This is a genomic window from Elusimicrobiota bacterium (assembly GCA_016218575.1).
GTDB lineage: Bacteria > Elusimicrobiota > Elusimicrobia > UBA1565 > UBA9628 > JACRDN01.
In genome coordinates, this window is the sequence record JACRDN010000014.1 from 1 (window position 1) to 11,831 (window position 11,831).

At 63.4% G+C, this 11,831-nt stretch carries 13 protein-coding genes; 6 read left to right on the forward strand and 7 right to left on the reverse strand.

The window, feature by feature from the left end:
• Positions 1-146: 146 nt before the first annotated feature.
• Positions 147-743, reverse strand: a complete 597-nt coding sequence (locus HY921_03850) for a LemA family protein (protein ID MBI5630001.1) — start codon at positions 741-743, stop codon at positions 147-149.
• Between the two features lie 10 nt (positions 744-753).
• A complete protein-coding gene (locus HY921_03855) occupies positions 754-2,067 on the reverse strand; it encodes an adenosylhomocysteinase (GenBank protein MBI5630002.1) in 1,314 nt (437 codons plus the stop codon).
• Positions 2,068-2,137: 70 nt separating this feature from the next.
• Here HY921_03855 and HY921_03860 point away from each other — a divergent pair, with 70 nt between their 5' ends.
• Positions 2,138-3,160: a mechanosensitive ion channel gene (locus tag HY921_03860; GenBank protein MBI5630003.1), complete on the forward strand. Its 1,023-nt coding sequence runs from the start codon at positions 2,138-2,140 to the stop codon at positions 3,158-3,160.
• Here the strand turns inward: HY921_03860 and HY921_03865 are convergent.
• The 3 genes from HY921_03865 to HY921_03875 are packed head-to-tail and all read right to left on the reverse strand — an operon-like array spanning position 3,157 to position 5,654.
• A complete protein-coding gene (locus HY921_03865; GenBank protein ID MBI5630004.1) occupies positions 3,157-3,681 on the reverse strand; it encodes a YaeQ family protein in 525 nt (174 codons plus the stop codon). The genes HY921_03860 and HY921_03865 overlap by 4 nt on opposite strands.
• Before the next feature lie 9 nt (positions 3,682-3,690).
• Positions 3,691-4,473 (reverse strand): sterol desaturase family protein, encoded by a 783-nt coding sequence (locus tag HY921_03870; protein MBI5630005.1) that lies wholly within the window; start codon positions 4,471-4,473, stop codon positions 3,691-3,693.
• Entirely contained in the window at positions 4,470-5,654 is a 1,185-nt protein-coding gene (locus HY921_03875) for an aminotransferase class I/II-fold pyridoxal phosphate-dependent enzyme (GenBank protein ID MBI5630006.1), read from the reverse strand. Before HY921_03875 ends, HY921_03870 begins: the two co-directional genes overlap by 4 nt.
• 32 nt (positions 5,655-5,686) lie before the next feature.
• Between HY921_03875 and HY921_03880 the strand changes: the two genes are divergently transcribed.
• A complete protein-coding gene (locus tag HY921_03880) occupies positions 5,687-6,112 on the forward strand; it encodes a hypothetical protein (protein MBI5630007.1) in 426 nt (141 codons plus the stop codon).
• On the opposite strand, the gene HY921_03885 is transcribed toward HY921_03880, so the two are convergent.
• Both HY921_03885 and HY921_03890 read right to left on the reverse strand, forming a co-directional pair.
• Positions 6,084-6,887 (reverse strand): hypothetical protein, encoded by an 804-nt coding sequence (locus tag HY921_03885; GenBank protein MBI5630008.1) that lies wholly within the window; start codon positions 6,885-6,887, stop codon positions 6,084-6,086. The genes HY921_03880 and HY921_03885 overlap by 29 nt on opposite strands.
• Positions 6,888-6,915: 28 nt before the next feature.
• Positions 6,916-8,058, reverse strand: coding sequence for a hypothetical protein (locus HY921_03890; protein MBI5630009.1), 1,143 nt, complete (start codon positions 8,056-8,058; stop codon positions 6,916-6,918).
• 107 nt (positions 8,059-8,165) lie between these two features.
• Here HY921_03890 and HY921_03895 point away from each other — a divergent pair, with 107 nt between their 5' ends.
• Genes HY921_03895 through HY921_03910 form a run of 4 tightly spaced genes read left to right on the forward strand, consistent with a single transcriptional unit; the run spans position 8,166 to position 11,831 of the window.
• Positions 8,166-9,044, forward strand: a complete 879-nt coding sequence (locus HY921_03895; GenBank protein ID MBI5630010.1) for a class I SAM-dependent methyltransferase — start codon at positions 8,166-8,168, stop codon at positions 9,042-9,044.
• A complete protein-coding gene (locus HY921_03900) occupies positions 9,041-9,568 on the forward strand; it encodes a hypothetical protein (protein MBI5630011.1) in 528 nt (175 codons plus the stop codon). Before HY921_03895 ends, HY921_03900 begins: the two co-directional genes overlap by 4 nt.
• A 20-nt stretch (positions 9,569-9,588) precedes the next feature.
• The gene (locus HY921_03905; protein ID MBI5630012.1) at positions 9,589-10,896 is read left to right on the forward strand and encodes a TolC family protein; all 1,308 of its coding nucleotides are present in this window, start codon (positions 9,589-9,591) and stop codon (positions 10,894-10,896) included.
• Complete coding sequence (locus HY921_03910) at positions 10,884-11,831, forward strand: efflux RND transporter periplasmic adaptor subunit (GenBank protein MBI5630013.1); 948 nt, start codon at positions 10,884-10,886, stop codon at positions 11,829-11,831. The genes HY921_03905 and HY921_03910 overlap by 13 nt, the downstream gene beginning before the upstream one ends.

Genomic DNA, 11,831 nt, shown 5'->3' on the forward strand with positions numbered 1-11,831 from the left:
ATCGGCCGAAGATGGGCCTGCCTGAAGGGCCGGGGCACTTTTGGGCTGCGACTTCGTCTCTCGTCACTCACATACCGCTGCGGGTATGCTCGCTCCTCGATCCTCGTCTCGCTCCAAAATTGCCCCGGCCAGTTGGTCATAGTATTTCATTGCGAGCCCTCAAACTTCACCTGCGGCGCCTGCTGGGCTTGGGCAGCCGCCTCGAAATAGGGGCGCCCCTTGAAGCCGGAGAAGTTGGCGATCAAGGCGGCGGGCATGCGCCGGATGGCCGTGTTGTAGGCGACAGCAATTTCGTTGAAGGCCCGGCGCTCGACCGCGATGCGGTTTTCCGTTCCTTCGAGCTGGACCTGCAGGTCTCGGAAGTTGGCGTTGGCCTTGAGCTCGGGATATTTCTCGACCACCACCAGGAGGCGGCTCAGGGCCCCGCTCAAGGCGCCCTGGGCGTCCTCGAATTTTTTGAATTGGCCCGGATCGTTGAGGAGGCCTTTGTCCACGTTGAGGCCGCCCACGCGCGAGCGAGCTTCGACTACGGCGGCCAAGGTGGATTTCTCGAAATGGGCTGCGCCCTTGACCGTTTCCACCAGGTTCGGGACGAGGTCCGCCCTGCGCTGGTAGACGTTCTGGACCTGGGCCCAGGCTCCGCTCACAGCCTCCTGTTTGCCGACCAGGCTGTTGTAGGTCCCCACGGCCCAAAGGACAGCCACCAGCGCGAAGAGCCCCAGCGCGGACAGTAGCGTTTTCATGGCTTCCCAATTAATAGCGGTAATGCTCGGGCTTAAAGGGCCCCTCGGGGCTGATCCCGAGGTAATCGGCCTGTTCCTTGGAGAGCTTGGTGAGCTTTGCTCCCAGCTTCTTGAGGTGCAGGCGAGCCACCTTCTCGTCCAATGCCTTGGGCAAGGTGTAGACCTGGTTCTTGTATTTTCCCTTGCCGCGGTTGGCCCAGAGCTCGACCTGGGCCATGACTTGGTTGGTGAAGGAGTTGCTCATCACGAAGGATGGGTGCCCGGAGGCGCAGCCGAGGTTGACCAGGCGCCCGGAGGCCAGCACGGTCAGGACCTTGCCGTCGGGCCAGACGTATTGGTCCACTTGGGGCTTGATGTTGACCTTGCGCAGCTTCTTGTCGTCCTCCAAAGAGGCGACCTCGATCTCGAGGTCGAAATGGCCGATATTGCAGACGATGGCCTGGGACTTCATCTTGTCCATGTGCTCGCGGCGGATCACGTCCCGGCAGCCCGTGGTGGTGACGAAAATGTCTCCGGCCGCCGCGGCGTCCTCCATGGTGACGACCTGGTAGCCCTCCATGCAGGCCTGCAGGGCGCAGATGGGGTCTATCTCGGTCACGAGCACCCGCGCGCCCATGCCCCGGAGGGAGTGGGCGCAGCCCTTGCCCACGTCGCCGTAGCCGCAGATGACGGCTACCTTTCCCGCCACCATGACGTCGGTGGCGCGCTTGATGCCGTCTATCAGCGATTCCCGGCAGCCGTAGAGATTGTCGAATTTGGACTTGGTGACGGAGTCGTTGACGTTGATCGCGGGGCACTTGAGCGAGCCTGCGGCATGGCGCTGGTAGAGGCGGTGCACCCCGGTCGTGGTCTCCTCGGAAAGGCCGGCGATGTCCTTGAAGAGCTCCGGGTATTTGTCATGGACCATGTTGGTGAGGTCCCCGCCGTCGTCCAGGAGCAAGGTCGGCCCGGAGCCGTCGGGCCAGCGCAAAGTCTGCTCGACGCACCAGTCGTACTCCGCCAAGCTTTCGCCCTTCCAGGCGAAGACCGGGACCCCGGCTTTCGCCACGGCTGCCGCGGCGTGGTCCTGGGTTGAGAATATGTTGCAGGAGCTCCAGCGCACCGAGGCTCCCAGCTCCACCAAGGTGTCGATGAGGACCGCGGTCTCGATGGTCATGTGCAGGCAGCCCGCGATCCGGGCTCCCTTCAGGGGGTTCTTTCCTTTATATTCCTCCCGCAGGGCCATGAGCCCGGGCATTTCGCTCTCCGCGATGGTTATTTCCTTCTGTCCCCACTCGGCAAGGCTGATGTCCTTCACTTTATAGTCCATGGTGGCGGTGGTCATAGCTCTCCTTTTTTTGAACATTGGGATTATACAAATAAATTGTTATCATGCGGTCCATGGTGCTGGACATATGACCGCCTACTTCTACGCTGGCGCGGTTTTCCTGTCCTTGGTGCTTGGCATGCTGGTCCTGCGCCGCGCGGCGCTCGGGCGCATGAGGGCCTGGGCCAAGAGAACCGTTTGGGAGGGCGACGACTTGCTGGTCGAGCACCTGGCCCAGGTCCGGCCTTGGGAGGGGCTTCTCTTGGCCCTCTATCTGTCGGTTCGCTCCCTCCAGATTCCGGCTTCGGCGCACCGCTTCCTTTATGTTTTCTTGGTCCTGGTTCTGACCTACCGCGCGGTGCGCCTGCTCCAGGACGCGGCCGCTTTCGCGGTGCGGCGCCTGGCCCTTCCCGAGCCTGGGCAGGCCCAGGCCATTGCCCAGTCCACGGTGCGCAACATCATTTACCTCCTCAACGCTTTGATCTGGGTGGGAGCGCTTCTCTTCGCCCTGGGCAATCTTGGCATCAACATCACCGCCATGCTCACGGGCCTGGGCATCGGGGGCGTGGCCGTGGCCCTGGCGGCCCAGGCGGTGCTGAGCGACCTCTTCTCGGCCATGGCCATCTTCCTCGACAGGCCTTTCGTGGTCGGGGACGCCATCGCGGTGGACTCCTTTTCGGGCACGGTGGAGCAGATCGGGATCAAGACCACGAGGGTGCGTTCCGTTTCCGGCGAGCTCCTGGTTTTTCCGAACTCCTTCCTGGCCTCGGCCAAGATACGCAATTTCCGCTATCTGCGCGAGCGCCGGGCGACTTTGTCCCTGGGGATCTCGCGCCGGACGCCGCTCGAGAAGATCAGACGGGTGGGGCCGCTTGTCCGCGAGATTGTCTCGAAAGCGCCCGCGGCGCGCCTGGAGCGGGTCCATCTCAACGAGATCGCGGAGGCCGCCTTCAAGTTCGAGGCGGTTTATGTCGTCATGGACCCGGATTTCAACCGCTATATGGACCTCCAAGAGGAGATTCACTTCGCCCTGATCGAGGGCCTCAAAAAAGAGGGGATATCCCTCGCTTACCCGACGCAAGTGCTCCTCCAAGAGCCCCAGAGCGCCTAGACTTTCTTCAGCTCGGCCACGATGGGGCGCTCATTGACGACCGCGTTGAGCATGAGCCCTCGGCTCTCGCCGTAGACCTCGGTTTTCTCTGCCACGCAGGCGATCCAGGATTTAAAGGAGCCTTCGGGCCAGGCCCAGATCTCGACGCGCTTGGAGCGTTCGAGACAGTCCCCTAGGTCCTTGCGCAGGCGCCGGGCCTGGCGCTCGTCGGCTTTGAGCGCTACGATGCGGGCTTGGGGCAGGCGCCGCAGGAGCTTGCCGAGCTTGTGGAGGCTCACCTGGCCGCACTCGACCCAGAGCCGTATCTCCCCGCCCTGGTCCAAGGCCATGAGGTCCGGGATGAACTCCTGGGCGGCCAAAGCCGGATGCTTGGCGCTGGCCTCGACGACCGGTTCCCAGTCCCAGAACAAAAGGTAGGCGGCGAGCTTCAAGGCCAAGTGCTCTCCGGTCTCGTTGGGGCCGGGGACCAGGAGGAGCTTGCGCGATCCGCCGTTGACGTGGAGGTCGCAGCGGATCTTCATGCGGCCGGGCTATTTGAAGGGCAAAGCCAGGAGCCAAAGCAGGCTCTGGGCCCGCCACTGGCGGTGTTCGGGAAGGCCCAAGCTCATCTCCAAGTGGCCGTCCCGGGGCTGGGCGCGGTAGCTCGAGAATATCCAGTCCCACCAGGGCACGTTGAAGCTGAAATTGCTGTTGGTCTCGCCCGCGTCCATGCTGTGGTGCACCCGGTGCATGTCGGGCGTGACCAGGACCAGCCTCAGCGTCCGGTCAACCCCCGCCGGCAGGTTAATGTCGGCGTGGTTGAAGAGCGATGTCGCGTTGAGAACGATCTCGAAGGCGGCCACGGCACTCCAATGCGCGCCGAGCGCGGCCACGGCGGCGAACTTGATGGCCATGGAGATAAGGATCTCCAGGGGATGGAAGCGCAGCCCCGTGGTGAGGTCCAGGTCCACGTCGGTGTGGTGGACCTGATGCAGTCGCCAGAGAATGGGCGCGCGGTGGAAAATCCTGTGCTGCCAGTATATGACGAGATCGAGGGCCAGGAAGCCCGCGGCGAGCTCAAACCCCGCCGGCAGATCCAATCGGTTGAAGAGGCCCCAGCTGCGGGACTCGGCGAGCTTGGCCCAATCCGCCAGGACCAAAGGCAGGCCCAGGCGCAGGGCCAGGGCGTCCAGGGCCAGGATGCCGAGGTTGCTTCGCCAACGGAAAAGCCTCGAGGCCGCCAAGGGGCGGCGGGGGGAAAGCCGTTCCCAAATCCCCGAAAGCGAGAAGGCCCCGGCGAATCCCCCTAGCCGCGCGGCCGCCTCTGGCGTCATCGCCGGGCGAGGAAGTCTCCGATGCGCCGGGCCGCCAGCGCCAGCTTCTCCTTCGGCGCCACCAAGGAGAATCGGATGTAGCTTTCCCCATGCGGCCCGAAGCCGACTCCCGGGGAAAGCACCACGCCTTTCTCGAGGATGAGGCTCTCGGCGAAGGCCAGAGAGCCTTTCTTGCGGGCAACCTCGGGAAGCCGGCCCCAGAGGTACATGGCCGCCCTCGGGGCGGGCACTTCCCAGCCGATGCCGGCCAGGGCCGCCACCAAGGCGTCCCGGCGCTCGCGGTAGACGCGGCAAGCCTCGGCGATGGAGTCTTGGGGGCCGTTCAAGGCCTCGACCGCGGCCCTTTGGATGAAGCTCGGGATGCCGTAGTCGAGGAAGCCCTTGAATTTCCCGAGGTGCGCGATGGCCTCGGCGTTGCCGACGACAAATCCGATGCGCCAGCCCGCCATGGAATAGGTTTTGGAGAGGGAGTGGAACTCCACGGCGCGCCTGCGCGCTCCCGGGAGCTGGAGAATGGAGGGAGCGCGGTAGCCGTCGAAGGTGAGCTCGGAATAAGCGTTGTCGTAGGCCACCAGGCACCCGTGTCTGCGCGAGAAGGCCAGGGCCTCCTCCAGGAGCCCGGCGTCCTCCAGCACCGCCCCCGTGGGGTTGTTGGGGTAGTTGAGCAGGAGTATCTTGCAGCGCCTCGCGGCCTCGGCCGGGATTTTTTTGAGGTTGGGGAGGAAGCCGTTCTCTTCCTTCAAGGGCATGAGGAAGGGCTTGCCCCCCGCCAGGATCACCCCGTTGTAATGCACGGGGTAGCAGGGATTGGGGACGAGGACTCCCTGCCCCGGTTCCAGGAGCGCCATGAACAAATGGGCGAGGCCTTCTTTCGACCCCACCAAGGGCAGCACCTCTTTTTCCGGGTCCAGGGCCACGTTGAAGCGTCTTGAATACCAGGCGGCGATGGCTTTTCTCAGCTCCGGAAGCCCTTGGGTTTGGGGGTAGCGGTGGGTCCAGGGCTCATCCACGGCCGCCTTCAAGGCCGCGACCACGTTTGGGGGGCTCGCAAGATCGGGGCTGCCCTGCCCCAGGTCTATGATGGGAAGTCCCGCGGCCTGGGCCTGGAGCTTGAGGGCATGGAGCCGGACAAAAAGGTAAGGAGGAAGGCCTGAAAGTTTTTTGGATGGAATCGGGCGCATGAATTCGATGCCATTATACTATTATAAAAGCCATGCGAACCATGACGCGCCTGGTGGCCTTGGGGCTTCTCGTCTGTTTGGGGGCGGCGATATTGCGCCTGGACTGGCCCAAATACCAACGCCTCAAGGCCCGCGGGGTCTGGGTCGAGGGTTGGGTCACGGCCAAGGGCCTGGGGGAGAAGGACTCGGTCAGCTACTCTTTCTTGGTCGGGTCCAAGCTTTACAGCGGCGAGGGCCGCGCCGGCTATGGCAATCCCGCCTTCCCGTCTCTGGCGGTGGAGGACAGGGTTATCGTCTATTACCTGCCCCAGAACCCGGATGTCTCCTGCCTGGGCGTTCCTATGGAGCTTCTCAGGGAGCAGAACCGGGTGATGGCCTGGCTGATACTGATCCTGGGGATGTTCCTGGGCTTGATCCTATACCAGGAGTTTAATTCCCGGCCGGATGTAAGGCGCTGAGGTCCTTGTAGAGCAGGATCGAGAAGGCCACTATCCAGCTTCCCACGATCCCTCCCGCCCACTCGCTGATAAAGCTCGCGGCCTGCCCTCCCGCGAAGGAAAGGCTTTGCGGCAGGACGGTCAGAGCCAAGCCCGAGCCCAAGCGGAGGGCGAGCATGACGAGCATGTTGGTGAGCATTACGGCGAGGCTTGCCGCGATGAGGTTTCCCACCACCTTGCCCATGTGCGCGATCGCGATCTGCTTGCTGCGCGCCAGCGCCGCAGGTCCCACGTAGCCCTCCAGGAGCACCGACAGGTGCACGAAGCAGTAGCGGATGGAGAGGATGACCCCGGGGACGATGAGGAGAATATAGCCCAGCACGATGTAGAGAAGGGCCCGCAGCTGGGTGAGGGCGAAGGGCCAGAAGCGCTGGAAAGAGAAGGAGTAGGATTGCTGGAAATCCAGGGCTTCGCCCTTGTCGCGGAAGTACAGGGAGAAGATGAGGGCCATGAAGGCCAGGGCTTGGATCATCTTGCTGATTAAGGCCACGGGGATGAGAAGCAGGGCGCCCAGTTGCCCCGCCATGAGGGCCTCGCGCAGGGATTCCTTGCTGGTAAGCCCGGTCATAGCCATGACCGCGCTCATGAGAACGAAACCGGGCAAAAGCCCGGCCCCAACGATAAGGGCGGTCTCGCCGAGCCCGGCCTTGGCCAGGCCGAAACTGGCTTTAAGCAAAGCCCCGAGCTTGCGCGGCTCTGCCGGCGCGGGCGGCGCTTGAGGGGTGATGTCTTCCATTTTTAGGGCTCCTATATTTTAGCATAAACTAATCCGGCTCTCCGGGCGCCGCCAACGCGGCGGCCCAGATCGGAATTTTGCTGAGAGCGTCTTCGGGCACGTCATCGTGGTAATTGAGGCCCCAGGAGTTGCGGGACTTGAATACCCGCGCGCCCTCCGGATTTCTGCCGTAGCCGGTCAATACGAATATGTGGAAGGAACCGCGCTTGAAGCGCTCTCCCTTGCCGTCCCTCCAACCGTCGAGGTCGTGAAGGTCTATCCCGAAGACTACGGGGCGCGCGGCTTGCTTGCCGCAGAGCTGGCGCCTGATCCAGCCGGCGGCGCCGTCCACCCGAGAGCCTCCGGCGAGCTTCACGATGCGCATATGTTCGAAGTTGTATGCCTTGCGCACGTCGGCGCGGTCCCGGAGGATTTCGTCCAGCTTGCCCTGGTCGTTGCGGCCGAGTATCAGGTCCGCGATGGAGTCGTGCTGGGCGTCTAAATCCTGCCGCGGGTCGAGTTTCCCCGCCCAGAAGGAATGGGCGATCGCCTGGGCCCGCAAAGCGAGCTTGATGCTTTGCGCGAGGGATTTTAGCTCGTCCTCCCTATGCGGGAAGCCTTGGCTCATGAGCACCAGGCGGACGGCCAAAGACAGGGTGGGGTAGCGCTTAAAGAGGGCGTCCACCTCGGCCTTCGTTTCCCGCCGGCCGTATCGAGTGGGGCTTTGGAGCTCGAGGAGCCTATGGATCGTATAATCCCGCCAGTCGCGGTAATTGTCTATGGTTTCTCCCAAGGGCACGGTCTTTCGGCGCGCCACTCCGTTCCATAGCGCGACGCGCAGGTCCCAGAGGGAATCTCCGCCCTCGGCATGGTTAAAGGCGTCTTCGATATCCGCGGCCGTGAGCCTGGGGATGAAATCGCCCTGGTCCATCAGCCTGCGAAAGAACCACGGGGAGCCCACCGTGCTCATGACCAGGAGGTCGGCCGGGGACAGCATCTCGGCCTTCCCGGAGGAGCGCCGGATCGCGGCCTCGAGGAGTCGGGTCGCGGCGAAGGCATGGCAGGCGCTCAAGTCCTGCTGGCGCTCGATCGGCGGCCCGGGAATCTGCCAGGACACGTCGCACTCGAGCTTCTCGGCCCAAGCCGGCGCCAGCCCGGCGAGGACAAGGACCGAGGCGAACTTCATCAACATGGGTGGTAGTATAACGGGGCCCCGGGAAATTGCAAGGGCCGAGTCTTCCCGGGCATGATCGGAAGAGGGCGATTCTTGACTATATCGTATAATGGGAGCTCATATCCATGAACCTCTTTTCTCGTAAGATTTTCTCGGGAGTATCTCCCACGGACAAGGATTGGGAGAACCATTTGGCCCAGGCTCATGGGAAAACGCCGGGGATGACGGAGAAATGCTTCGCGGGATTTCCCACCGACCTCGGGCCCAACACCTACGAAGTCATGGCGAGCGCCTTGGATGAGTTCCAAGGCAAACCGATCGAGGTCCTGGACCTGGCTTGCGGAGACGGCTACATCACCCCTTTATGTCTGAGCCGCATGCAAGAGGGAGGCCGCTTCGTGGGCGTTGACATGGTTGCCTCCGAAGTTGGGTCCGCGAATGAGAGATTCCGGAGGGAAAATGTCGAGTTTCTGCAAGCCCGAGCCCAAGAGCTGCCTTTCCCAAGCGGAAGTTTTGACGTCGTCATCTGCCACTTAGCCTTGATGCTCATGGTCCCCATCGAGCCTGTCGTGGCCGAGGTCCGCAGGGTTTTGCGCCCGGGCGGGACGTTCGCGGCCGTCGTAGGGCGCAACGCGTCCTCGGGCGGGCTCTACGGCTTGATGGGGAGCGAAATTTCCCAATTCATTAAAACAGAGCTTTCAAAAGGAGCCGCTTTCCGCACCGGCGATTCGCGGCTTGAGTCCAGGGAGGGGATTCAAGAGCTCTTCGATCCGCGGTACTTCCTCCCCAATATCAATTTCCAGGATTTTACCTTGAAAATCAGCGGAGCCCCCGGGACTCTCATGGGAATTTTGGAACACTTCTACATCCTCAATATTTTAGGCGAAGCGGCCAAGAAAAAAGTCCGCGCGGATTTGCTGCGCCATTTGGAAGGCAAGGCAAAACAGCAGGGCGAGGTCCTGCTTGGGCTTCCCTTGCTGAAATTTAAAGTCAAGACTCGATGATGCGGCTAGCGCGCGCTGGATCGCGGGTGTTCGTCTGCGTTCTCCTGGAAGCTCTTGCCTGCGGCGAAAAACCGGCCTACACGGATTTGCGGGGTTCATTTTCCAGCCAGGCGCCGCCAAGCTGGAGAGTTCTGGAAAACCAGGGCGGAGCCCAGCGGGTCTCCTTCATCGGGCCGAGCTCCGGCCCCGGGGCCTTCTCGACCTCTCTAGGCGTTTATTTCGAGCCCGGGGGCAATGACCTTGCCGCCCTGCGGGCCTACGCCCGAAGGCAGGCCCTGGGCGGGGGGGAGAGCTCGCCTCTGATTCCTCGGCCGTGGAAGGGCGGGAGGGCCTATCAATTTTCCCTTTCGCGCGAGGAGCGCCTGGCGCATGGCCCGGCCCTGGAGCGGCGCCGCGAGGCCTTCGTGCTCATCCCGGTCCGCTCGGGATTCTACGTCCTCGTCCACTCGGCCCCCGCGGGAACGTTCGCCCGCGCCCAGCCGGAGTTCGGCGCCTTGGCGGACAGTTTCCATACGGTGAATTAAGTATACTGTCATTCAATTCTATGGCTCTTGGGCTTGTGGTTCTGGCGGCGGCCTTGGCCGGGCCCTGCCGCGCCGAGACGAGTTTTACCCAGGAGAGCTACCTCCGCCTGGCTCTCGAAAATTCCCCGGAGCTGCGCTCGGCCGAGGCCGCGGCCGAGGCGGCCTCGGCGAAATGGAAAGAGGCCGTGGGCGACGCCTGGCTTCCCGCCCTATCGGCAGAGGCCCAGGCCGCCCCGTGGGGAAAGAACCCGCTCCATAGCGACCGCTTCAGCTCCTGGAGGCTTAACGGCTCGGACGTCAAATACGACGCGAGCCTGTCGCTCAACCTCTTCAACAGCTTTCTCGACTCGCGCAAGATCCGCCAGGCCGCGCTGTCGCGGGACCTCTCCCGAGCTCGGCTCGACGAGGTCCGGCAGGACCGGGCCCTGCAGGCGGTGAAGGCCTACCTCGATCTGGCCCTTAAGCAGGGGCTCAAGGAAGTGGCCGACTCTGATCTCGAGGCCCAGAAGGCGCAGTACCTCCTCACCCAGGACCTCTACAAGAACGGGATGAAGAGCAAGAGCGACCTTCTCAAAAGCGAGACCGACTGGCGCTCGAGCGAGCTGCGCGCCTTCGCGGCGGAGGCCGAGCGCCGCAAGTCCCTTTACCGCTTCAACGTTCTCATAAGCCGCGACCCCGAGGAGCCGTCCCGCCTTGAAAGCCTCGTTCCCCCGGAGCCCTTGTCCGGGGAGTTCCCGGCCTCCGCGAGGAAGGCGGTGCTCGAGCGGCCAGAGATGCGCCAAGCCGAGTTGGCGCTGGCCCAGGCCCGGACGAGCGCGGCCTCGGCCCTCCAGAAGCTGTTCCCGACCTTGAGCGCCGCCGCTCATTGGAGCGCCGCCAAGGCCGCGACCTTCGGGGACCCGAGCCTCGGCACCGGCCGCTCGCGCCCGAACTATTACCTGGGGGTCAGCCTCTCTTTGCCGGCGGGGTTCAACGGCTTTAGCCAATGGCAGGAGCGAGCCTCGGCCGCGGCGGAGCTGAGGAAGAGTCGGGAGGACCGAGAGGCCTTGGTCCGCCGGGTGCGCGAGGAGGTGTACGTGGCGCGGATCAATTTCGACCTGGCCTTGAATTCCTTCCGTCTCGGGCGCCAGCGTCAGGACATCGCCCGCGACAACCTGGAGCTCGTGACCCAGCAGTACCGCCAAGGCAGCGCCGACGTCATTCGCCTGGCCCAAGCGCGGCAGGACTACCTCCAGTCCAGGGTCGAGCTGGAGCGCCTGCTCCACGACAGCCGTCTCGGCTGGATCCAATACCGCCAGGCCGTGGGAGAACCCTTATGGGGAAACTAAGGCATTTCTACTTGAAGCGCAGGAAAACCGCCGTCGCCTCCGCCGCCATCCTGGCTCTGTTGGCAGGCGGCGTCGGCTACAAGCGCTATAAGGCCGCGGACAAGGCTCCGGCGGGCTTCGAATCTCCGAGCCAGGGGGACATCGAGGTCCACTTCAAGGACAGCGGCGACATCGCCCCCAAGGTGTTCGTGGACGTGGCCTCCAAGGTGAGCGGCCGAGTCATCGAGCTCAAGGTGAAGGAAGGCCAGGCCGTGCAAAAGGGCCAGGCCTTGGCCGTGGTCCAGCCCGGGCGTACAGAGTCCGAACGCTACGTTCCCTCCACCGTCGGCGCGCCCCTTGCCGGGACCGTGATGCGCTACGTGCCCGCCGCGGACAACAACTACAACGTGAAATTTCCCCGCATCGGGGACTACCTGACCGGCCTTTTCGATTCGCAGAGCCCGACCTATCTCATGACCGTGGCCGATCTTTCGCGCCTCGTGGTCAACATGCAGATCAACGAGATGGACGTCTTGAAGCTGTCGGCGGGCCTTCCCGTCACGGTGACCGTGGACGCCTTGGACGGGCAGGTTTTTCCGGCGCGCGTGAGCTTGATAGCGCCCCAGGCCGAGAAGAATAACGCCGGGCTCAAGGTGTTCAAGGTCGAGGTCGAGCTGGACCGGGCCGAGCCGAGGCTCAAGCCCGGCATGACGGCACGGGTGGATGCCCTTCTCGAGAAGAGGAAGGGTGTTCTCCGCGTGCCCTTGTCCGCCGTTTTCGAGGAGAGCGGTAAGACTTACGTTTACGTTGATAAGAAGAAGGGAAACCCCGATCGCATCCGGGTCGAACTCGGCCTTCGCAGCGAGATGGATGCAGAACTCCTGGACCCCAAGACCCTCTCGGGCAAGGACCGGCTTCTCACCGAGAAGCCGGCGGAGAAGCCCAAGAAATCGTGA